Raw genomic sequence first — 22,617 nt, 5'->3', positions numbered from 1 at the left:
CAAAGACGATACAATTGATAAAAGTTTAATGATCTTTCCGGCACCATCCGGAGTTGATGCGGAGCGCCGGGCGTCCGTTCGGGCAGGCAAGGACGCTCTGACACTTTGAAACCGCGCATGGTGCCTGCCGAAAACCGATAGGGATTTTCGGGCAGGCATGCGCTAGCGAAACTGGCGCGAAGCCGATGCATCCGTTCGGACGTCCCGAACGGCTTGCTTCAGGAATGAGGAAACCAGCGGGCGTTGATGGTGTTTTCCGGCAGGCGAAGGCTTTCCTATCTGTATGCGCGTGAAGGCTGGCGCCGCGTGTCGCGCCGTCTTTCGGTCGGCCGTGTCTCGTCGTTGCGCTTTACCGGTTCGACGCCCAGCCGCCTGATCGTCGCGCCGACGGATCTGAGGGCCGTCGATCCCTTCGTTGCCGAGGAGATCCTCGAGGGCCGCTTCCCACTGGCCGGCCGGGTGCTCGACACCGAAGGCGAATCGCCGTTCGAGATCGATCTGCCGTCGCTGGAATTTGCCATCCGCCTGCATTCGTTCGGCTGGCTCCGGCATTTGCGTGCGATCCGCGAGGATGCAGGATTCGTTCGCCTTCGGCAGATCGTCGACGACTGGATCGCCACTCATGGTCGCGATTTCGGCGGCATCGCCTGGGATGCCGACGTCATTGCCCAGCGCATCATCGCATGGCTGTCGCATTCGCCGGTCGTCCTGCGCAATGCCGAGCACGGCTTCTATCGCCGGTTCCTGAAAAGCCTTGCCTTCCAGGTCCGTTATCTCCGCCACATCGCCGAAACGGTCGGTGATGGCGAGGCTCGTCTTCGTGTGCGGATGGCGCTTGCGATGGCCTCAGTCTCGATGCCGTCGACGCCTTCGGCCATCCGCAAGGCGTCGCGTCATCTCGATTTCGAGCTCGACCGGCAGATCCTCGCCGATGGCAGTCACTTCTCGCGCAGCCCGCGCGCCGGGCTGGAGCTGCTGCTCGACCTGCTGCCGCTGCGCCAGACCTATGTCAATCTTGGGCATGACGTGCCGTCGCGTCTCATTTCCTGCATCGACCGGATGTATCCGGCGCTGCGCTTCTTTCGCCACCAGGGCGGCGAACTGGCGCTCTTCAACGGTGCGACCTCGGTGCTGGCGCATGAGCTTGCCTCGGTGCTGCGCTACGACGAAACCGCCGGCGAACCGTTTCACTCGCTGCCGCACGCCCATTACGAGCGGCTGTCGATCGACAACACCGTCGTCATCGTCGATACCGGCCGGCCGCTTTCCGTCGATCTTTCGCGTAGCGCCCATGCCGGATGCCTCTCGTTCGAAATGTCCTCCGGCAAGACGCGGTTCGTGATCAATTCGGGTGCGCCGAAGTTTGCCGGCGAACGGTTCCGCCAGATGGCACGGATGACCGCCGCCCATTCCACCGTGACGGTCAACGACACGTCGTCCTCACGCTTCTCGCAGTCACGGTTTCTCGGGCCGATCATGACCAGCGGCGTCTCGCGCGTCGTCGTGGAGCGCAAGGACGAACCGGGCCGCCTCGAATCCGTCACGGCAAACCATGACGGTTATCTCTCGTCCTTCGGGCTCTTGCATGAGCGCGACATCGGCGTGCTCAACGGCGGCCGGATGATCCGCGGGCGCGACCGGCTTTCGCGTGCCGATGGCAGCGACCCTGAAGAAACGAACCCGGCCGTGGCTGTCGCCCGCTTCCATATCCACCCCGCCGTCACCATTCGCCAGAACAACGGCCGCGAGATCTACCTGACGGCGCCCGATGGCGAAGTCTGGCTGTTCGCCTGCCAGGATGGCGAACTGGCGGTCGAGGAGGACATCTTCTTTGCCGATCCATCAGGCATCCGGGCTTCGTCGCAGCTGACGGTCACCTTCGCGGTGGCAAAGCAGCCCGAGATCCAATGGACGTTCTCGCGAACGAACTGACTCGCGAGCCAACCGAGCGCCTTATTTTAGGATGTGCGCTTCCCGAGGTTCCTTCGGCCGGCAAGCTATGCTAACGGGCAGCCATCCCAATGGCCGGAGCATCCTCCCGGGCGTCCGGCGCCGCCAAAGGAGCATGGTTGATGGCTGTCGCCTCCAAGAAAATTCCCGCCCCGAACGAGGTTCCAGTCCGGACCGCTCTTCTCTCCGTGTCGGACAAGACCGGTGTCGTCGAGCTTGCCCGCGCCCTGCATGAAAAAGGCGTACGTCTGGTTTCGACCGGCGGCACGCACAAGGCGCTGTCGCAGGCCGGCCTTCCGGTCAGCGACGTCTCGGAACTGACGGGTTTTCCCGAGGTGATGGACGGTCGGGTAAAGACCCTTCACCCGGGCGTACACGGCGGTCTGCTGGCGATCCGCGACGATGCCGAGCACCAGGCGGCAATGTCGGCGCACGGCATCACCGCGATCGATCTGGCGGTGATCAATCTCTATCCCTTCGAAGAGGTTCGCGCGCAGGGCGGCGATTATCCGACGACGGTCGAAAACATCGATATCGGTGGCCCGGCAATGATCCGCGCATCCGCCAAGAACCACGCCTATGTCACCATCGTCACCGATCCGGCCGACTATCCGGTCCTGCTCGAAGAGCTTGCCTCGGGTGCAACGACCTATGCCTTCCGCCAGAAGATGGCGGCCAAGGCCTATGCCCGCACGGCCGCCTATGACGCAGCCATCTCCAACTGGTTTGCCGAAGCGCTCGACACGCCGATGCCGCGCCACCGCGTGCTCGGCGGCGTGTTGAAGGAGGAAATGCGTTACGGCGAAAACCCGCACCAGAAGGCCGGTTTCTACGTCACCGGCGAGAACCGCCCGGGCGTCGCCACAGCTAAGCTGCTGCAGGGCAAGCAGCTTTCCTACAACAACATCAACGACACCGATGCCGCCTTCGAACTCGTGGCCGAGTTCCTGCCGGAAAAAGCCCCGGCCGTTGCGATCATCAAGCATGCCAACCCTTGCGGCGTGGCCACGGCTCCGACGCTGGTCGAGGCTTACCGACGGGCGCTTGCCTGCGATTCCACCTCCGCCTTCGGCGGCATCATCGCGCTCAACCAGCTGCTCGATGCCGAGACGGCTGAAGAGATCGTCAAGCTCTTCACCGAAGTGATCATCGCGCCCGCGGTCAGCGACGAGGCCAAGGCCGTCATCGCCCGCAAGCCGAACCTGCGGCTGCTGACGACGGGCGCCTTGCCGGACCCGCGCATCCCCGGCCTTTCCGCCAAAACCGTATCCGGCGGCCTTCTCGTCCAGACCCGCGACAACGGCATGGTCGAGGACCTGGAGTTGAAGGTGGTGACGAAGCGCGCACCGACGGCGCAGGAACTGGAAGACATGAAGTTTGCCTTCAAGGTGGCAAAGCATGTGAAGTCGAACGCCGTCGTCTATGCCAAGGACGGCCAGACGGCGGGCATCGGCGCCGGACAGATGAGCCGGGTCGATTCCGCCCGCATCGCCGCGATCAAGGCCGAGGAAGCCGCCAAGGCGCTGGGTCTGGCAACGCCGTTGACGCGCGGCTCGGCCGTCGCCTCCGAGGCCTTCCTGCCGTTTGCCGACGGTTTGCTGTCGGCGATCGCTGCCGGCGCCACGGCGGTGATCCAGCCGGGCGGCTCGATGCGCGACGAGGAAGTGATTGCCGCGGCCGATGAGCACGGCGTCGCGATGGTGTTTACCGGCATGCGCCACTTCCGCCACTAGTACCTGTCGCGCAAAAGTGCGCAGCGGTTTTGCGATAACGACATGCGCAAAAACAAGAGCTTAAAGCGCAGTAAGCGATCCCGGAGATTGCGACGGGCTTTTGGTGCACGTTGACGGGAGCGTCAGCTCCTGTCTTTTCCTGTCGTCAGACTTCGGAGCCGTCGCGTCCCCAGGGCGCGGCGGCTTCCGTATTTCCGGCATTCGCCGGATAGGGGGTACGCAGCAAGATCAGGAAGCCGACAACGAGGAATGCCACCAGCGCCATCATGCCGATGCGGGCAGAACCCGTCATGAGCGTGATCGTGGCCACCGACGCAGGCGCCAGGAACGAGGTGGCTCGGCCCGAGAGCGCGTAGAGGCCGAAATAGCGGCCGGCTTCGTCGATGCTGACGCTGCGCGCGAGATAGGAGCGGGAAGAGGCCTGGACCGGCCCGAAGGCGATGCCGACAAGCAGGCCATAGACGATATAGGCCTTTTCGGCTGCCGTGCCGAAGATGCCGCCGGAATCCTCCGTTGGCAGCGGCAGCAGACCGAAGAAGGTGAAGCCCGGTCCGGTCGAGACGATGCCGAGGGTGGCGATGATCAGGCAGACGAGGCTGGCGATCACGATGGTCTTAGAGCCGAGGCGCGCGTCCAGCCTGCTGGCATAGAGGCAGCCACCGATGGCAACGACGTTGAGGATGATGCCGTAAATGCCGAGTTCCATGGTCTGCCAGGCGAACATGGCGGCGGCGAAGGTGCCGCCAAGCGCGAGCAAGCCGTTCACTCCATCCTGAAAGATCATGCGGGCGATCAGGAAGCGCAGGATGCCGGGTCTCTGCCGCAGCTCGCCGAGCGTGCCCTTCAACTCGCGCAGGCCCGTTCGCGTCGCCTTCGCGAGCGACATGCTCGCCTTCGTCGCGTCGGGGGTGAACAGGAACATCGGAATAATGAACACGAGATACCAAAGCGCCGATATCGGCCCGGTGATACGCGCGTCTTCTCCCTTTGCCGGATCGAGCCCGAACAGGGGATCGATACCGGCCGCCGTCTTGCCGTCTTCCGGGCTACCAGCCAGGAGCGCGACGACGGCGATCAGCACGATCATGCCGCCGAGATAGCCGAGCCCCCAGGCAATGTTGGAAATGCGGCCGACGTCTTTTTCGTCCACCAGTCGCGTCATCATCGAATCGTTGAAGACGATCGAGAATTCGGCAGCGACAGTGGCCAGCACCATGAAGATGGCGGCGTAGATGATCGGCGAGCCGGGGGCGGCAAACCAGAGCATCGCCAGCGATACGATCTTGATCACCGCGAAAAAACCGATCCAGGGTTTCCGCGGCCCGGTGGCGTCGGCGATCGAGCCGAGAACCGGGGAAAGAATGGCGATGATGATGCCGGAAACGGTGAGGGTGTAACCCCAAAGCGCCTGGCCCTGAGCGTGGTCTTCCGTCAGTCGCGAGACGAAGTAAGGGCCGAAGATGAAGGTGGTGATGACCGTGAAGAAGGGTTGGGCCGCCCAGTCGAACAGCATCCATCCGGCAATGCCGAGACGCGTCGCTCCCGGCTTGTCCGCAGCCCTGTCCGCCGAAATCGCCAATTGCCCCTCCCGGAAATGACTGCGCCGTGCGTCCAAGTGAACGCGCGGCGCAGAAAGATCGTCATATCTCGCTTCTCGAGACCGGGTTGACGGAACTGCCCCGGCCCGATTTTGCGCTAGTTCGGGGCGGACTGTGTCATTTCGCCCTGCCGCGTGCAAGGTCGTTGAGCAGACCTGCAGCAACGGTGATCTTGGCAAGCGTTGTCTCGCCCTTCTCGGTCAGAAGCGTCAACTGACCACCGGCGCGTGAAACGCGTTCGTGGTCGTTTTCCTGCCAGGCCTGCACCGGATTGCGCTCGCTCTTCTGTTCGCGCAAGGCCGCTGCCGTGATGTCGCGTCTGGCACCGGCAATATCCGAGACTGCGCGCGACAGCGCCATTGCCTCGAACTGCTCTGTCGCCGGGACACGATCGGCTGCCGCCAGCAGGCGGTTGATCCGCAGCGTTTCGGTGACGGCAAAATAGCCCTGTGCCGTGCGGCTCAGCGTTTCGCCAGTTTCAGTGGCGATCTGCATGATTTCGGGCACGAGGGTCATCAGCGCGAGTTCCGAGATCTCGTCCGCCAGTTTCTCCGGCACGCCACCCTCGATGAAGGCTGCGGTCTTTATCCGAGCCTCGTCGGCGGTTTCGCCTGAAATTGCGGTGCGCATGGTGCCGCGGAGCTTCTGCAGACCATCGCGCAGGCGCGTCACGGCGTCCGAGACCGAGCCCGTTGCCGCGTGGGTGCGCAGTGCCCTCTCCGTTACAAGCGCGAAGATGCGCCCGACTTCCTGATAGAGCGCGTTCTGGAGGCCGCCACTGATGCGGTTGTCCAGGGCGTCGATCTCGTCATAGATCCGCGGCAGATCGAAGCCGTCGAGCGCGAGAACCGCCGCCTTGACCACGTCCGCCGAGAGGAAGCCGGTCGCGTCCGTCAAGGTCGAAACGAAGGCGGGGCCGCCGCGATTGATGGTTTCGTTGGCCAGCACCGTCGCGATGATCTCGCGGCGCAGCCGGTGGCCATGGATGTCGCCGGCATAGGCCTTGCGCATCTTGCCCGGGAAGTAGCGTTCCAGTGTCGCCGTGAAATACGGGTCATCGGGAAGCTCGCTGGCGATCAGCTCGTCGAACAGAACCAGCTTCGAGTAGGACAGCAGCACGCCGATTTCCGCGCGCGTCAGCGGCTTGCCCGCCTGATAGCGCTCGGTCATGGCCTGGTCGGTCGGCAGTGTCTCGACCTTGCGGTTGAGATGGCCGTCGGCCTCGAGCCGGGTCATCAGGCGGCCGAGCGTCGTCCGGTTGCCTGCACCCTGCAGTTCGGTCAGCGAGATCGCCAGAGACTGCCCGTAGTTGTTGCGCAGTACGAGATGGCCGACTTCCTCGGTCATCGACGCCAGCAGGGTGTTGCGCTTCGGCCGGGTCAGGCGACCATCGCGCATGGCGGAGGCCAGCGCGATCTTGATGTTGACCTCGACGTCGGAGGAATTGACGCCCGCCGAGTTGTCGATGGCGTCGGAGTTGCAGCGACCACCGTTGAGGCCGAAGCCGATACGGCCCTTCTGGGTGACGCCGAGGTTTGCGCCCTCGCCGATGACACGGGCGCGGACCTCTTCGGCCGCCACGCGGATTGAGTCATTGGCGCGGTCGCCGACTTCGGCATCCGTCTCGTTGCTGCCGCGTACATAGGTGCCGATGCCGCCGAACCAGAGGAGATCGACCTGGCTCTTCAGGATCGCGTTCATGATCTCGAACGGGGTGGCCTTCTGCTTGTCGATGCCGATCGCAGCCATGGCTTCCGGCGTCAGCGTCACCGATTTTTCGGCGCGGGAAATGATCATGCCGCCTTCGGAAAGCGTCTTGCGATCGTAGTCCTGCCAGCTCGAGCGCGGCAGCGCGAACATGCGCTTGCGCTCGGCGAAGGAAACATCGGTATCCGGTGCCGGATCGATGAAGATGTCGCGGTGGTCGAAGGCCGCAAGCAGACGGATCTTTTCGGAAAGCAGCATGCCGTTGCCGAACACGTCGCCCGACATATCGCCGACGCCGGCGACGGTGAAGGGCGTCGTCTGGATGTCGATGTCCATCTCGCGGAAGTGCCGCTTGACGGTTTCCCAGGCGCCGCGCGCGGTGATGCCCATCTTCTTGTGGTCGTAGCCGGCTGATCCGCCCGAGGCGAACGCGTCGTCCAGCCAGAATCCCGCTTCCTGGGCGAGGCCGTTGGCCGTGTCCGAGAAGGTAGCGGTGCCCTTGTCGGCGGCGACGACGAAATAGGGATCGTCACCGTCGCGGCGCAGCGTGTCGGCCGGCGGCACGACATCCTGGCCGACGATGTTGTCGGTGACCGACAGCATCGTGCGGATAAAGGTCTTGTAGGCCTCGGTGCCGGCCCTGAACACCTCGTCGCGGCTGCCGCCGACCGGCAGCTGCTTCGGATAGAAACCACCCTTGGCGCCGACGGGCACGATGACGGCGTTCTTGACCTGCTGTGCCTTGACCAGGCCCAGCACTTCGGTGCGGTAGTCCTGTGCGCGGTCGGACCAGCGAAGACCGCCGCGGGCGACCTTGCCGAAGCGCAGGTGCACACCTTCGACTTCGGTGCCGTAGACGAAGATCTCGCGGAACGGGCGCGGCTCAGGCAAGCCTTCGAGTTGCTTGGGGTCGAGCTTGAATGCGAGCACCGCGCGCGGCTTTCCGTCAGCGTCCTTCTGGAAGTAGTTGGTCCGGAGCGTCGCCTCGATCACATTGACGTAGCGGCGCAGGATCCGGTCCTCGTCGAGGCTCGGCACCGCCGACAATGCGGTCTCGATCGACGCGATCAGGGCGTTGCATTTCTTGGCACGCGGCTTCTCCTCGATCGCCAGGTTCATGCGGGTCACGAACAGCTTGAAGATATCGGCGGCAATCGCCGGATATTTGTTCAGCGTGTCGGCGATATAGCCCTGCGAATAGGTGATGCCGGCCTGGCGCAGGTAGCGAGCATAGGCGCGCAGCACCGTCACTTCGCGGGCGTTCAAGCCGGCGAGCAGGATCAGCCTGTTGAAGTTGTCGTCCTCGATCGTGCCGTTCCAGGCGGCGAGGAAGGCTTCCTCGAGCGCTGCGCCGGTTTTTTCGAGATTGAGAGTGTGACCGTCGCGATGGATCAGTTCCATGTCGTGCAGGACGACGCGATGCTGGTCCTCACCATGCTTGCCGACGTTGAGGTCGTAGGTCTGCTCGCTGATGACCCGAAAGCCGAGGTTTTCGAGCAGCGGCACGCGGCGCGAGAGCGATACGGGCTCGCCGGCGTGGAAGATCTTCAGCTCCGCGGTGTCCGGACGGTTGACCGGGCGGTTATAGTGGTAGAACGAGATCCGGATCGGATCTTCCGCCTTGCAGGCGGCGATATCGGCGAGGTCGGCATAGGCTTCGGCCGGTGCAAAGGCCGCCTGGTAGGCTCCGCCAACGCTAAGCTCGATGCCGTCCTTGCGGGCAAGCAGGTCGAAGCGATCGATCCAGCGGGTGACGATGCCGCGTACAGCCTCCTCGAGCTTGGCCTGCGGGATGCGCGGGGTCTTGCCAGCGGAGCGGCCGATGATGAAGTGCACGCGCGCCAGACCGCCTTCGGGGAAGGCCGGGTAGTAGGCCGAAACGCGGCCGTCATAGGCGGTCTTCAGATAGTCCCCGATCTTCTCGCGAACATCGGAATCATATTGTTCGCGCGGCACGAAGACGATGACCGAAACGAAGCGGTCGAAATGGTCGATGCGCGGCAGAACGCGGATGCGCGGACGGTCGCCCAGCTCGTTGATCTGTTCGCAGAAGGCGGCCAGCAGACCGACGTCGATCTGGAAGAGATCGTCACGCGGGTAGGATTCGAGCGTGTTGTCCAGCATCTTGCCGGAGTGGCTCTGCGGATCGTAGCCGAAATGGTCGACGATCTTCTCGATCTTGTGGCGCAAGAGCGGGATTTCCGCCGCCTGGCGGGTATAGGCCGAGGAGGTGAACAGGCCGACGATGCGCAGTTCGCCGGCGACATTGCCGTCGGCATCGAAACGCTTGACACCGATATAATCCATATAGGCGCGCCGGTGCACGACCGACTTCACATTGGCCTTGGTGACGATCAGGAAATCCGGGCTTTCGAGGAAGGCCAGAATTTCCGGCGTCGTCAGAACCGCGTCCTTGCCCTGGCGCAGCACGCGCACATCGGGATTGGAAAGGATGCCGAGGCCCCTGCCCTTGCCGCGCTCGACCGTCGCCTTCCCGCCCTTGCCGGAATAGGTGTATTCGCGCATGCCGAGGAAGGTGAAGTTGTTGTCCCTGAGCCAGCGAAGGAACGCCAGCGCTTCGTCGCGGTCGCTCTTCTTGCGCGAGGCACTGTAGTCCTCGAGCTCCTTCATGGCGTGGTCGAGCAGCGTCGTCATCGCCGGCCAGTCGTGCACGGCCTGATGAACCTGTTCGAGCACGTCGCGGATGCGGTTGCTGAGTGATTGCGCCTCCGCCGGCGTCAATTTGCCGAGGTGGATCTGGATATGGCTGATCCGGTGCGCTGGATCGCTCGGTTCATCCGGATCGAACAGCTTGATGGGCTTGCCCGGCTCCTGGACCAGAATGGGATGGATCGCGAGATGAATGTCGCGGTGGGTGCTCGTCACTTCGCCCATGACCGAATCATAGAGGAACGGCATGTTGTGTTCCGTGACCGCAATGATCGAAACCTCGGTGCCGCCGGGCGCGACGCCGGCCACCGTTTCGACCGAAACCTGAGGTTTGCCGCCGTCCCAGCGTGCGACTTCGCTTCTCGCATGGGCCGCCGTCAGTGCCAGCATGTCCGCCGAATAGAGATCGAGGTCGTCGTTGCTGGCCCCGCCGAAGAGGATCTCCGGCGCCAGCGCGTCGGAGCCCAGTTTGGTGGCGGCCGCCTTCGCTGCGTCGATGTGTCTGTCCCGCTTCGGATTGTATTTCACGCCCATGAAGTTTCTCCCATTCATGATAGGCTAGACCCTATCAGAACCATGGCTAATGGCGACCGCTTTTTATGACGATTTCGGCAAAAACGAGCCAAAAGTCGGAGAATCTCACGTGAAAACAGCTTAAATCCATTTAAATCGAAGGCAAATTGGCGAAAATTGCTCGAATTTCGATGAAAAAGCACGAAAACGCCAGAGGCTTGTGCGGAACCTGTCTGCCATAGCCTGTTGACATGGCGGTGACAGTCGGTGATCAGAGTTCAAATCGAAGGATTGGACTGGCCGATGCCCGAAATGCCCTCCTTGCCTGGCGCCGTCATCGTCATTTCTAGTCATGTGGTTCGCGGTACCGTCGGCAATCGGGCGGTTGTCTTTGCCTTGGAGACACTTGGCCACCCCGTCTGGGCCCTGCCGACGGTCATTCTACCCTGGCATCCCGGCCATGGCCGTTCGACGCGCATCACGATACCGGACGCGGAGTTCCAGTCGGTGATCGATGATCTGGCGCAGGCGCCCTGGGCTGGCGAGGTTCGGGCGGTGCTCTCCGGCTATCTCGGCTCGGCAGGGCAGGCAGATGGCGTTGCCCGGCTGGTCACCGCCCTGCGCGCCCGCAATCCGGATCTCGTCTACGCCTGCGACCCGGTGATCGGTGACGCCGAAGGGCTCTACGTGCCCGAAGCGACGGCAACGGCCATCCGCGACCGGCTGTTGCCGCTTGCAAGCCTCGCCACGCCCAACCGCTTCGAACTGGCCTGGCTGGCCGGCGCGACGCTTGAGACCAACGCGGCAATTCTTGATGCGGCGCTGGCGCTCGGTCCCTCGCGGATGCTCGTCACGTCGGCGATCCCGATGATGAACGGCGGCACGGGGAACCTCTATCTCTCCGGCAACCACGCGCTCCTTGCCGAGCATCGGCTGATCGAGAACCCACCGAACGGCACGGGCGATCTGCTGACGGCGGTGTTCCTGGCGCGTTTGCTGGAAGGACTGTCCGAGGAACGCGCGCTTCAGATGGCCACGGCCAGCGTTTTCGAAATTATCGCGCGCACGGTCAAGCGCGGCGCCGATGAACTGACGCTCGAACAGGATGCGTCCAGTCTCTCGACGCCGATGGCGATGGTGCAGATGCGGCGCCTGCTGCATCCGAGCCAGATGCGCCGGAAATAGAAGAAGCTGTTCACGGCACGCCGTCGGATGGCTTGGTGGATTGAACTCTCGACAGCAGCGGGGTAACCGATGGATATGCAGCGTTTTCCGGACCACCTTCTGAACGGCTATCGTAACTTCATGAGCGGTCGTTTCAGCGAACAGCAGCAGCGTTACAAGACATTGGCGGACAGCGGGCAGAAGCCCAAGACCATGGTCATCGCCTGTTGTGACTCCCGGGCAGCGCCCGAGACGATTTTCGACAGCGGTCCGGGCGAGCTCTTCGTCGTGCGCAACGTCGCCAATCTCATGCCGCCCTACGAGCCCGACGGTCACTACCATTCGACGTCGGCAGCTCTGGAATTTGCGGTCCAGTCGCTGCGCGTCAGCGACATCGTCGTCATGGGCCATGGCCGCTGCGGCGGCATCAAGGCTGCGCTCGACCTGGATGCCGAGCCCTTGTCGCCGGGTGATTTCATCGGCCGCTGGATGAACCTCTTGAAGCCGTCCGCCGAGCAGATCCAGAGCAACGACGTGATGACCCAGGCCGAGCGGCAGCGGGCGCTGGAACGGGTCTCGATCCGCAACTCGATCACCAATCTGCGCACCTTCCCCTGCGTCCAGATTCTCGAAGCGAAGGGCAAGCTCCAGCTTCACGGTGCCTGGTTCGACATCTCGACCGGCGAGCTCTGGGTGATGGATCCGAAGACCGGCGATTTTGCCCGTCCCGGCATGTGATTGAAACCACAGAAAAAGCCCGGTCCTTTCGAACCGGGCTTTCTTCATTCGAGAAACTTTGATTAGCGATCAGTCGCCGTCGATTTCGGCGCCGATGATGGCGATGGCCTGCTGGTAGACGCTGGCGGCGTTCCAACCCTGGATCGCGCCGAAATTCGCCTGTCCCTGCTGATATCCAGCGCCCGACTGCCAGCCGTGTCCACGCAGGAAGTTGGCGGTCGACGCAAGCGCGTCCGCCTTCGAACGAACCATGTCGATATGGCCGTTGCCGTCGCCGTCGACGCCGAATTTCAGCACGTTTGCCGGAAGGAACTGGGTCTGTCCGATTTCACCATGGGCAGCGCCCCGTGCAGCCGGGCTGAGATCGCCGCGTTGGACGAGTTGCAGTGCCGCGTAGAGCTGGTTGGTGAAGTAGTCGGAGCGGCGGCAGTCATAGGCGAGCGTCGAAACGGCAGAGAGCGTATGCTCCTTGCCCATGAAGCCGCCGAAGCCGGTTTCCATGCCCCAGATGGCGATCAGCGGGCCGGCCGGCACGCCGTAGCGCTGCTCGATGCTGTTAAAGAGCGCAGCATTCTGGGCCTTCATCTTCTTGCCGCGCGAAATGATCGTCTGGCCGCCACGCTTCTGCATGAACTGGCTGAGCGAGAGCTTGAAGCTCTTCTGGCCACGGTCGGCGCGGATCGTCGCCTTGTTGTAGGCGACGCTGGAGAGCGCCTTGTCGAGCACCGCAGGGCTGATGCCGTTGCCGGCGGCTTCCTGCTTGAACTGCGTCATCCAGGTTGCAAAACCGCTGCTGTCATTGCCGCACTGTGCCGCTGAAGCGCTCGCCGGAAGGATCGCCGTTGAAATCAGGGCCGCAAGCCCAATCGCTACGCACTTTGCCGTGTGCATGAAATACCCCGTCATGGCCCGAATCTGGTTGCCGTTACAAAGATGCCAGCCTTCGCCGGCACTGTCACCCGCCCCTAATTGGCGGAAATTCTCTAATGGTTTCACGTGAATCCGATCAATTTCTCACACGGATCCGTGAAACGGGAAACCCCGCAGGCCGATAACGGGCCAAGCGGGGTTCTTATTTGCGGTTTACCGTCTGTTTGTTCAGGCGGCCTGCTTCTTGGCGCGGATCAGACCGCGGTTGATCAGCAACTCGGCGATCTGGATCGCGTTCAGTGCCGCACCCTTGCGCAGGTTGTCGGAAACGACCCAGATGTTGAGGCCATTTTCGACGGTTGCGTCTTCGCGGATGCGCGAGATGTAGGTCGCGTCTTCGCCGGCGCACTCGTAAGGCGTGACGTAGCCGCCGTTCTCGTGCTTGTCGACGACCAGGCAGCCCGGCGCTTCGCGCAGGATGTCGCGCGCCTCGTCAGCGGTGATCTCGTTTTCGAACTCGATGTTGACCGATTCCGAATGGCCGATGAAGACCGGAACGCGCACGGCCGTGCAGGTCACCTTGATCTTCGGATCCAGCATCTTCTTGGTTTCGGCCAGAACCTTCCACTCTTCCTTGGTGTAGCCGTCTTCCATGAAGACGTCGATGTGCGGAATGACGTTGAAGGCGATGCGCTTGGTGAACTTCTTCGATTCGATCGGGTCGGCAACAAAGACCGCACGGGTCTGGTTGAAGAGTTCGTCCATGCCGTCCTTGCCCGCGCCGGAAACCGACTGGTAGGTCGAAACCACGACGCGCTTGATCTTGGCGTGGTCGTGCAGCGGCTTCAGCGCGACGACGAGCTGAGCGGTCGAGCAATTCGGGTTGGCGATGATGTTCTTCTTGGTGAAGAGCGAGATCGCGTCCGGGTTCACTTCCGGCACGATCAGCGGCACCTCGGCGTCGTAGCGCCAGGCCGAGGAGTTGTCGATGACGACGCAACCCTGCTGGCCGATCTTCGGCGAATACTTCAGCGATACCGCGCCACCGGCCGACATCAGGCAGATATCGGTATCGGAGAAATCGTAGTTTTCGAGGTTCTTGACCTTGAGCGTCTTGTCGCCGAAGGAAACTTCCGTGCCTTGGGAACGGGCGGAAGCCAGGGCGACCACTTCATCGGCGGGAAAGCCGCGTTCCGAAAGGATGTTCAGCATCTCCCGGCCGACATTGCCGGTGGCGCCTGCGACTGCAATCTTGAAACCCATGATCTAAGCTCTCTTTTCTGTCTCTCCTCGTCGGGTGGAGGGGGAAACCGCGCGATCCGCCGCGAGGGTTCCTGTCCCCGGCCAAACCGGGGAGAGAGCGGAGGGCCAGAGACGTCAGACGGTTTTCGTCGTCGTTTTGGCCGTTGTTTTGAAGGAAGCTGGAAAATGCATATCCTGCCCGGCGATTTCTGCCAGGACGCTGCTGTCAGCGAAGTTATGTTCGCGGCGAAGCATGGAATGCCTTCCTTTCCGAGGCTCCTAATAATTGTTTCTATCGGCGAGTCAAGCGTGCGATGCTTGGCGCCCGCAAACGTGATCGCAATGTCATGGCGCTGTCATGGCCGGGCGTTACGACCGCGCAATCCGACACCTCAAAGGGACGATTGCCATGCGCACGCTTCTAGCCACCCTCTTTGCTACGACGGTTCTGACCCACGCAGCCCAGGCCGCGGACGTCTATCCCCTTGATCGTGCGACGATACTTGCCGGTTCTCCATTCGATTTCAAGGTCGAGCTCAAGGGTGCGGTCAAGGCGGAAGACATCAAGGTGACCGTCAACGGCCAGGACTACAAGGCAACGCTCGGTGCCGAAGCCGCCTATGTCGCGATGGAAAAGGGCAAGGAAGACAAGGAACTCGGTTCGGCGCTGCTGCTGCGCAATGCAATCATCGGCGCGCCGGGCAGCTACAAGGTCGAAGTGACGGCCGGCGAGCAGACGAAGACCGTGACCTGGGACGTCTTTGCCACGACCGAACAGCCGAAGGTCAAGAACGTGATCTTCCTTTTGGGTGACGGCCTTTCGGTCGCGCACCGCACCGCCGCCCGCATCATGTCGAAAGGCATGACCGAGGGTAAGGCCAATGGCCGCCTCAACATGGATGATCTCGAGCGCATGGCCTTCATCGGCACGTCGGCAACCAATTCGATCGACACCGACAGCGCCAACACCATGTCGGCCTACATGACCGGCCACAAGACCGTGATCAACGCCGTCGGCGTCTATGGCGACCGCACGCCCGACAGCCTCGACGATCCGCGCGTCGAAACCATCGCGGAAGCGCTGCGCCGCCAGACGCAGAAGTCGATCGGCCTCGTCACCACCTCGGAAATCGAGGATGCCACGCCGGCCGCCGTCGTCGCTCACACCCGCAACCGCAACGACAAGGCCGAGATCGTCGGCATGATCTACGACGTCAAGCCGGAGGTCCTCCTTGGCGGCGGCTCGGCCTATTTCCTCGGCAAGGAGACACCCGGCTCCAAGCGCAAGGACAACCAGGACTACATCAAGCTGTTCCAGGAAGCCGGCTATGCGCTGGCCACCGACAAGACCGAGCTCGCCAATGCGCCTGAAGACGGCAAGCTTCTCGGTCTGTTCCACACCGGCAACATGGACGTGACGCTTGATCGCGAATTCCTGAAGAAGGGCACGGTCGAAAAATTCCCGGGCCAGCCCGGCCTCGTCGACATGACCAAGACCGCGCTCGACCGGCTGTCGAAGAACGAAAACGGCTTCTTCCTGATGGTCGAGGGCGCTTCGATCGACAAGATGAGCCATCCGCTCGACATGGAACGCGCCGTCGTCGAGACCATCGAGTTCGACCAGGCGGTCGGTGTTGCCCGCGAGTTCGCGAAGAACAACCCGGATACCCTGGTCGTCGTTACCGGCGACCATACCCATGGCGTCTCGCTGCTCGGCATCATCGATGACACCGTCGAGGGCAAGGAAGGCCGCGACAAGGTCAAGACGGGCGCTTCGGCTGGCTTCCCGAACTACACCGACGAGAACAAGGACGGCTACCCCGACAAGATCGATGCGAGCCGCCGCCTGGCGATGTTCGTCTCCAACTTCCCCGACCACTACGAAACCTTCAGCCCCAAGCTGGATGGCCCGTTCGAGCCGGCGGTGAAGAACGAGAAGGACGAGTATGTCGCCAACGAAGCCTACAAGGACATGCCCGGCGCGGTCCTGCGCGTCGGCATCCTGCCGAAGGATGAAAGCACCGGCCAGCACACGGTCGATGACGTCGTGCTGCAGTCGGAAGGCCCGGGCAGCGAAGGCTTCAGGGGTTACATGGAGCAGAGCGACGTCTATCGCGTTCTCGTCGACGCGCTTGCTCTCGGCGTGAAGCAGACCAACTGATCGTTTGAAACCTGCCTCCTCCCTCAGACCGGGGAGGAGGCTTCACTTACTGCATAATTCCTTAAATCGGAATCGATTTAAGGACAAAATGATGCAGCAACTCAAACTGTTACAGCGACCTTTGCGCGTCTAAATAGACGCGCGGCGCTGTAACGTTCATTCCGGCCGGCGGGGTGCGCAGGTGCCGCCGGGGTACGATTGGCGATGAGACGATGACCCTACCGACCTCCATGTCCTTGAGCCGTCGAGTCGTGCTCGGCCTGATCGCCGGCGCGGCTATTTTGATTGATGGGCGCCCTGCCCTGGCCGAAGACAGCCTCACGTTCGATGAGCTTTACGGCAAGGTGAGCGTGCTCGGTCTGGAATTCTCGCAAAAGGTAAAGAGCCTTGCCGGCCAGGAAGTCCGCATGCGCGGCTTCATGGCGCCGCCGCTCAAGGCGGAGGCGGCGTTCTTCGTGCTGACGGAGATCCCGATGGCCCTTTGTCCGTTCTGTTCGTCGGATTCCGACTGGCCGGACAACATCGTCGTCGTCTATTTGGGGGAGAAGCAGACCTTCGTGCCGCCCGGCCAGACGATCGAGGTTCGCGGGACGCTGGAGGTCGGCTCCTGGACGGACCCGGAGACGGGTTTCGTCAGCCTGCTCCGCCTGCGTTCATCCCAGTTCTACACGGTCTAGCGCATGCTTGGTCTTCAGCTCGCGGGGATCGATGTCAGCTTTCCCGGCCTTGCGGCGCCGGCCCTGGCGATCGACAGCCTCAGTGTCACCGCCGGCAGCCGGGTGGCGCTTACCGGTGCGTCCGGATCCGGCAAAAGTACCCTGATCAGCATCCTGACCGGGCTCGAGCGCGCCGGGCAAGGCCGTATTCTCTGGGATGGCGTCGATATTTGCGCGCTCTCCGAAGGCGCCCGCGATCGCTGGCGCGGCGCCAATATCGGCCTCGTCCTGCAGGATTTTCACCTTTTTCCCGGCCTCAGCGCGCTGGAAAACGTTCTGCTGCCGGCAAGGCTCTCCGGCGCCATGACCCGTGATGTCGGCGCGCGCGCGGAACATTTACTGCAACGCGTCGGCCTCGCCCGGTCGACGCAGATGATCGAGACCATGTCGCGCGGCGAAATGCAACGTGTGGCGATTGCCCGTGCCTTGCTGCGCAAGCCGGGGGTGGTCATTGCCGACGAGCCGACCGCCAGCCTCGACAGCGACGCCGGCGATGCCGTCGGCGACCTGCTGCTCGAGCTTTCCACCGAAAGCGGCTGCACCCTGATCGTCGCGACGCACGAGTTGGCGCTGTCGCGACGCATGGATCGCCGCATCCGGCTTGCCGCCGGGCGTATCGTCGAAGACGGGGTGATCGAGGAGCGCGCAGCATGATCGGCTTCATCCTTGCGGATCTGCGCCGTCTCTGGGCGGGTTCTCTCGTCTTCGTTCTGCTGGTTGCGCTGGCAACGGCGCTCGGCGTTGCCGTAACCTTGCAGGAGCGCGCCCTTCGGCTTGGCAGCGCCCGCGCCGCCGACAAGTTCGATCTGGTGATCGGCGCGCCCGGCAGCGAAACGCAGCTCGTGCTTTCCTCGATCTTCCTGCAACCCTCGCCGCTGCCTTTGATGGAGGGCACGGTGCTGGCGCGCCTTCTGGCCGATCCGCGCGTCGCCTCCGCGGCGCCGGTCGGCTTCGGCGACAGTTTTGGTGGCTATGCCGTCGTCGGTACTTCCACCGGGCTGGTCGGCGAGCTCGAACAGCTTGCTGAAGGCCGTGTCTTTGCCACCCTTGGCGAAGCCGTCGCCGGCGCTGCCGTCGACCTGGCGCTCGGCTATGCGGTCAAGCCCACCCACGGCCTTGCCGAACTCGGCGGTCACGCCCACACGGAACTCGCCTATCGCATCGTCGGACGGCTCAAGCCCACGGGTACCGCTTGGGACCGAGCCATTCTTGTGCCGATGCAGGCCGTCTGGGCGCTGCATGGAATGGCAGCGGCCGAACACGACGATGCCGATGGCCACGACGACCACCCACATGACGAGACCGCGTCCGGTGCAGGGGGGGACCACCCGCATATCGATGCGGACGCGGCGCTCGACGAAGATTGGAGCAAGGCCACGCCCGGCCTGCCGGCAATCCTCGTCAAACCCAAGTCGATCGCCGATGCCTACAAGCTCCGGCAGGACTACCGCAGCAACACGACGCTGGCGGTTTTTCCCGGCGAGGTGCTGACGAACCTCTATGCCACGCTCGGCGACGCCAAGCGGGTGCTCGTAGGGGTGACGACGGGCGCCCAGGTTCTGGTTGCAGCCGCGATCCTGCTCGTCACGATCCTGCATGTCGGCCAGCGCCGACGGCAGATCGGGGCGCTTAGGGCATTCGGCGCGCCGCGCACGGCGGTATTTGTCATTGTCTGGAGCGAACTGTTTGCGTTGATCGCTGCCGGCGTGCTCTCCGGTTTCGCGCTCGGCTTCGGCGCCGCCAAGTTCATAGCCGGATATCTTTCCGGCGAGAGCGGCGTTGCCATGCCTGTCATGTTCGCCGCCGGCGACGGATTTCTTGTCTTTGCCATTCTCGCCTTCGCCGGCTGCCTCGCCATGCTGCCGGCCGTGCTCGCCTACCGGCAATCGCCGGCGGCAGCCCTCAGGGCCTGAGGTCCTGGGGCTTCTTAGACGAAAGTCATAAGCCGAAAGCATCCCTGCCTACGGTCCCTCTTTTCTGACATCCTTTGGTCAGGCGCACCACGTTCGAACGTTCAAGGGAGGAATGTCCGAGCCAGCCAATGGGCGCTCCAATGGGCTGTTTTGGAGTGGAGGATAAACAAAATGGCAAATGTCTTGACAGCGGACGGCGTAAAAGCGCGTCCGATGACCGGCGAGGAGAAGAAGGTCATCTTCGCCTCGTCGCTTGGTACCGTGTTCGAATGGTACGATTTCTATCTCTACGGTTCGCTTGCCGTTTACATCGGTGCGACCTTCTTCAGCTCCTATCCGGAAACGACGCGAAACATCTTCGCGCTTCTGGCGTTCGCCGCGGGCTTCCTGGTTCGCCCGTTCGGTGCTCTGGTCTTCGGCCGTCTCGGCGATCTCGTCGGCCGCAAGTACACATTCCTGGTCACGATCCTGATCATGGGTCTGTCGACCTTCCTGGTCGGCGTCCTGCCTGGCGCTGCCTCCATTGGCATCGCCGCGCCGATCCTGCTCATCGCCCTGCGCATGCTTCAGGGCCTGGCGCTCGGTGGCGAATATGGCGGTGCTGCCACCTATGTGGCCGAGCATGCTCCGCACGGACGCCGCGGTTACTTCACGTCCTGGATCCAGACGACCGCGACGCTCGGTCTGTTCCTGTCGCTGGTGGTGATCCTGCTCGTCCAGTTCCTGGTCGGCAAGGAAGCCTTTGCTGCCTGGGGCTGGCGCATTCCGTTCCTCGTCTCGGTCGCGCTTCTCGGCGTTTCCGTCTGGATCCGCCTGAAGATGAACGAGTCGCCGGCCTTCAAGAAGATGAAGGAAGAGGGCAAGGGTTCCAAGGCACCACTGTCGGAAGCCTTCGGCCAGTGGAAGAACGCGAAGATCGCGCTTCTGGCGCTGTTCGGCGCCGTCGTTGGCCAGGCCGTCGTCTGGTACTCCGGTCAGTTCTACGCGCTGTTCTTCCTGACGGGCGTGCTCAAGGTGGATGGTCAGTCGGCCAACATCATGGTCGCCGCCTCGCTGCTGATCGGTACGGGCTTCTTCGTGCTCTTCGGTTGGCTCTCCGACAAGATCGGCCGCAAGCCGATCATCATGGCCGGCCTGCTGCTTGCCATGCTCACCTACTTCCCGCTGTTCAAGGCATTGACGTGGGCCGGTAACCCGGCGCTCGCCCAGGCCCAGGCAACGGTTCGGGCAACCGTGACCGCCGCACCGGGCGACTGCAAATTCCAGTTCAATCCGACCGGTACGGCGAAGTTCACGACCTCGTGTGACATCGCAACGGCGTTCCTGACCAAGAACTCGGTCCCCTACGACGTCGTAACGACGGCGGCCGCCGGGACTGCAGCCACGGTCAAGGTCGGCGAAACCACGATCAACAGCTACGACGCGGTCGCCGCAGGCGATGGCGCCAAGGCTGCAAACGGTGCCTTTGAAAAGCAGGTCAACATGGCCCTGCACGATGCCGGCTATCCGCTGGTTCGTGGTGCGGCAAAGGTTCCGGAATCCAAGCTCGACGGTTTTGTCGCCGCCAACCCGGAACTTGCGCTTGATGCGGCTGCCGTTCGCGGTGGCGAAAACACCGTGGTCCCGGCCGACAAGCTCATCGCCGACAAGCTCTTGACGAAGGATGAAGTCGGCACTGCTACCGAAATGGCTGTCTACACGATTGCCAAGGGCGGCAGCTTCGCGATGGTGGCAGATCCCGCCAACGTCAACTGGACGATGATCATCGCCGTTCTGACCGTTCTCGTCATCTACGTGACGATGGTCTACGGCCCGATCGCCGCCCTGCTGGTCGAATTGTTCCCGACCCGCATCCGCTACACCGGCATGTCTCTCCCTTACCATATCGGCAACGGTTGGTTCGGCGGCCTGCTGCCGGCAACGGCCTTCGCGATGAGCGCGGCTCAGGGCGATATCTATTACGGTCTCTGGTACCCGATCGTTTTCGCGGGCATCACCCTGGTGATCGGCATGCTGTTCCTGCCGGAAACCAAGGATCGCGACATCCACGCGATGGACTGAAGCATTTCCAGGAGAAGTGCGAAGCGGTTTTCCGTCAGGAAATGCGCAAGAGCACAGAGACAGAGCGTTTCTGGAACTCCGTCTGAACCGGAAACGCTCTACTGCATAATTCCTTAGATCGGAATCGATTTAAGGATAAATTATGCAGCAAGCTTAAAGTGTTACAGCGTCCTTAGCGCGTCATGTTTGACGCGCGGCTCTGTAAAGACTTCCCCGAGAGGTATCACGGCTCTCCTGACTCCGGCGCGGTCTTCCGCGCCGGCTTTTTTATGGGCGGGTGTCTCAGCCCTTGGGGATCGGCCAGCCCGCCTCGTCGGGGCGGAAAAGCCAGCCGCGCTTGGCAAAGAGAAACGCCACCATCAGGGATGTCCAGAGGCCGAGCAGCAGCCCGGCGGCAACGTCGCTCGGATAATGGGCGCCGACGATGACGCGCGAGATCCCGATCACCAGTGCCAGCGCGAAAAAGACCGGCCGGAGCTTCGGCAGCAGCATGGCAAAGACGCCGAAGAAAGCGCCGGCCGCGGTCGAATGGCCCGATGGAAAGCTCTCGAACAGGGTGTCGCCGGTAAACGGCGTCAGGCTGTAGGCGCCAAGGTCGACCAGAAGTTCCGGCCTTGCGCGGCCGATCAGCAACTTCAGCGCATGCGCAAGCACGCTGGCGGTGCCGATGGTCAGGAAAAAATAGGCGGCAAGGTTGCGCACGGTGCGGGCCTGGCGCTGAAGCGGCTCCTGAAGGAGCGCACGCCGCAGGATGAAGGCGACGGCAAGGACCAGACCCGAGAGATAGATCATCCAGCCGAAGGTGCCGAAGTCGGTGATCAGGCGGTTGAAGGCGACGATGCTCTCGGGCAGGGCCTGCGCCCGCTCCGAGAGGAAAGGATCGAGCGGGATGAAGGCAAGCACGAGGATCAGCGTCGTGATGAGGATCCATCCGGTTGAAGCGAGCGGTCGGTTCATGGTTGTCTTTCCAAACGGTCTGCAAGCAAGAAATGCGCCTACTGCATGTTTCCTTAAATCGTATCCGGTTTAAGGACAAAAACATGCAGCAATTCAAAGTGCTACAGCGACCTTTGCGCGTCTGATAAGACGCGCGGCGCTGTAGATGCCCTACGGTCCCTCTCCGCACCTATGGCTCGCAGTTTTGCCTGCATGTGTCGGTTTCGCCGCCAAATTCAAGACCACCGAACGCAAAACACCTCCGGATCGCTCCGAAGGTGTTTGAAAGTTTGGATAGCGTCACCCGAACGGGTGCGCCTTTGATTGGAGCGTTTCCGCTTAGACGGAGTCGCAGAAACGCTCTATCTCTTTGTTTTTACACATTCCCTGACGGAAAACCGTTTCGCACTTTTCCTGGAAATGCTCTAATCAGGCCGACAGGCTCTTGAACTCGGAGAGGATGGCTTCGCCCATCTCGACCGTTCCGACCTGGCGTGCGCCTGCGGCCATGATGTCGCCGGTGCGAATGCCCTTGTCGAGCACGGTGGCGATCGCCTTCTCCAGGTTGTCGGCGTCCTTGACCAGGTTGAAGGAGTAGCGCAGGCACATGGCGAAGGAGGCGATCATGGCGATCGGGTTGGCGAT

Annotated in this window: 15 protein-coding genes; 9 read left to right on the top strand and 6 right to left on the bottom strand. The window is 62.6% G+C overall.

Translation table 11 applies throughout. The features are described from left to right. Positions 1-246: 246 nt before the first annotated feature. On the top strand, positions 247-1,932 hold the full coding sequence (locus BC360_RS09405; protein WP_065795042.1) for a heparinase II/III family protein: 1,686 nt from the start codon (positions 247-249) through the stop codon (positions 1,930-1,932). A 140-nt stretch (positions 1,933-2,072) separates the two neighbouring features. Then, positions 2,073-3,683, top strand: coding sequence for a bifunctional phosphoribosylaminoimidazolecarboxamide formyltransferase/IMP cyclohydrolase (gene purH, locus BC360_RS09400; protein WP_065795041.1), 1,611 nt, complete (start codon positions 2,073-2,075; stop codon positions 3,681-3,683). A gap of 145 nt (positions 3,684-3,828) precedes the next feature. On the opposite strand, the gene BC360_RS09395 is transcribed toward purH, so the two are convergent. Both BC360_RS09395 and BC360_RS09390 read right to left on the bottom strand, forming a co-directional pair. Further along, a complete protein-coding gene (locus tag BC360_RS09395) occupies positions 3,829-5,196 on the bottom strand; it encodes an MFS transporter (protein ID WP_083222505.1) in 1,368 nt (455 codons plus the stop codon). A 202-nt stretch (positions 5,197-5,398) separates the two neighbouring features. Then, positions 5,399-10,192 carry an NAD-glutamate dehydrogenase gene (locus BC360_RS09390; RefSeq protein ID WP_065795040.1) on the bottom strand — a complete coding sequence of 1,598 codons (4,794 nt, stop codon included), beginning with the start codon at positions 10,190-10,192 and terminating at the stop codon, positions 5,399-5,401. A 282-nt stretch (positions 10,193-10,474) separates the two neighbouring features. Here BC360_RS09390 and pdxY point away from each other — a divergent pair, with 282 nt between their 5' ends. Both pdxY and BC360_RS09380 read left to right on the top strand, forming a co-directional pair. Next, entirely contained in the window at positions 10,475-11,356 is an 882-nt protein-coding gene (pdxY, locus tag BC360_RS09385) for a pyridoxal kinase PdxY (protein WP_053251134.1), read from the top strand. Between the two features lie 69 nt (positions 11,357-11,425). Then, complete coding sequence (locus tag BC360_RS09380; protein ID WP_139109976.1) at positions 11,426-12,073, top strand: carbonic anhydrase; 648 nt, start codon at positions 11,426-11,428, stop codon at positions 12,071-12,073. A 69-nt stretch (positions 12,074-12,142) separates the two neighbouring features. Here the strand turns inward: BC360_RS09380 and BC360_RS09375 are convergent, their stop codons facing one another. Beyond that, complete coding sequence (locus tag BC360_RS09375) at positions 12,143-12,964, bottom strand: lytic transglycosylase domain-containing protein (RefSeq protein WP_065795098.1); 822 nt, start codon at positions 12,962-12,964, stop codon at positions 12,143-12,145. 207 nt (positions 12,965-13,171) lie between these two features. Beyond that, entirely contained in the window at positions 13,172-14,206 is a 1,035-nt protein-coding gene (locus BC360_RS09370; protein WP_053251133.1) for an aspartate-semialdehyde dehydrogenase, read from the bottom strand. A 388-nt stretch (positions 14,207-14,594) separates the two neighbouring features. On the opposite strand from BC360_RS09370, the gene BC360_RS09365 reads away from it, so the two are divergent. The 5 genes from BC360_RS09365 (at position 14,595) to BC360_RS09345 (ending at position 21,036) form a co-directional block, all read left to right on the top strand. After that, positions 14,595-16,346, top strand: coding sequence for an alkaline phosphatase (locus BC360_RS09365; RefSeq protein WP_065795039.1), 1,752 nt, complete (start codon positions 14,595-14,597; stop codon positions 16,344-16,346). A gap of 212 nt (positions 16,347-16,558) precedes the next feature. Next, positions 16,559-17,023, top strand: a complete 465-nt coding sequence (locus BC360_RS09360; protein WP_065781554.1) for a hypothetical protein — start codon at positions 16,559-16,561, stop codon at positions 17,021-17,023. A 3-nt stretch (positions 17,024-17,026) separates the two neighbouring features. Next, positions 17,027-17,716 (top strand): ABC transporter ATP-binding protein, encoded by a 690-nt coding sequence (locus BC360_RS09355; protein WP_065781553.1) that lies wholly within the window; start codon positions 17,027-17,029, stop codon positions 17,714-17,716. After that, complete coding sequence (locus BC360_RS09350) at positions 17,713-18,975, top strand: ABC transporter permease (RefSeq protein WP_065795038.1); 1,263 nt, start codon at positions 17,713-17,715, stop codon at positions 18,973-18,975. Before BC360_RS09355 ends, BC360_RS09350 begins: the two co-directional genes overlap by 4 nt. A 171-nt stretch (positions 18,976-19,146) precedes the next feature. Further along, positions 19,147-21,036, top strand: coding sequence for an MFS transporter (locus BC360_RS09345; protein ID WP_065795037.1), 1,890 nt, complete (start codon positions 19,147-19,149; stop codon positions 21,034-21,036). A gap of 282 nt (positions 21,037-21,318) precedes the next feature. Here BC360_RS09345 and BC360_RS09340 read toward each other — a convergent pair whose 3' ends face one another. Beyond that, on the bottom strand, positions 21,319-21,993 hold the full coding sequence (locus tag BC360_RS09340) for a phosphatase PAP2 family protein (RefSeq protein WP_065795036.1): 675 nt from the start codon (positions 21,991-21,993) through the stop codon (positions 21,319-21,321). A gap of 408 nt (positions 21,994-22,401) precedes the next feature. Then, on the bottom strand, positions 22,402-22,617 hold a 216-nt coding region (locus BC360_RS09335), incomplete at its 5' end, for an isocitrate/isopropylmalate family dehydrogenase (RefSeq protein WP_244512704.1).

Source organism: Ensifer sp. LC163 (assembly GCF_001695855.1).
Classification (GTDB): Bacteria; Pseudomonadota; Alphaproteobacteria; order Rhizobiales; family Rhizobiaceae; genus Ensifer.
Note: the sequence above shows the minus strand (reverse complement) of the source record. Positions and strands in the feature narration are given on the sequence as shown.

Coding starts and splice junctions, on each gene's coding strand:
- BC360_RS09405 (WP_065795042.1), top strand. CDS start 247: ATGGTGTTTTCCGGCAGGCGAAGGCTTTCCTATCTGTATGCGCGTGAA.
- purH (WP_065795041.1), top strand. CDS start 2,073: ATGGCTGTCGCCTCCAAGAAAATTCCCGCCCCGAACGAGGTTCCAGTC.
- BC360_RS09395 (WP_083222505.1), bottom strand. CDS start 5,196: ATGCTGTTCGACTGGGCGGCCCAACCCTTCTTCACGGTCATCACCACC.
- BC360_RS09390 (WP_065795040.1), bottom strand. CDS start 10,192: ATGGGCGTGAAATACAATCCGAAGCGGGACAGACACATCGACGCAGCG.
- pdxY (WP_053251134.1), top strand. CDS start 10,475: ATGCCCGAAATGCCCTCCTTGCCTGGCGCCGTCATCGTCATTTCTAGT.
- BC360_RS09380 (WP_139109976.1), top strand. CDS start 11,426: ATGGATATGCAGCGTTTTCCGGACCACCTTCTGAACGGCTATCGTAAC.
- BC360_RS09375 (WP_065795098.1), bottom strand. CDS start 12,964: ATGCACACGGCAAAGTGCGTAGCGATTGGGCTTGCGGCCCTGATTTCA.
- BC360_RS09370 (WP_053251133.1), bottom strand. CDS start 14,206: ATGGGTTTCAAGATTGCAGTCGCAGGCGCCACCGGCAATGTCGGCCGG.
- BC360_RS09365 (WP_065795039.1), top strand. CDS start 14,595: ATGCGCACGCTTCTAGCCACCCTCTTTGCTACGACGGTTCTGACCCAC.
- BC360_RS09360 (WP_065781554.1), top strand. CDS start 16,559: ATGACCCTACCGACCTCCATGTCCTTGAGCCGTCGAGTCGTGCTCGGC.
- BC360_RS09355 (WP_065781553.1), top strand. CDS start 17,027: ATGCTTGGTCTTCAGCTCGCGGGGATCGATGTCAGCTTTCCCGGCCTT.
- BC360_RS09350 (WP_065795038.1), top strand. CDS start 17,713: ATGATCGGCTTCATCCTTGCGGATCTGCGCCGTCTCTGGGCGGGTTCT.
- BC360_RS09345 (WP_065795037.1), top strand. CDS start 19,147: ATGGCAAATGTCTTGACAGCGGACGGCGTAAAAGCGCGTCCGATGACC.
- BC360_RS09340 (WP_065795036.1), bottom strand. CDS start 21,993: ATGAACCGACCGCTCGCTTCAACCGGATGGATCCTCATCACGACGCTG.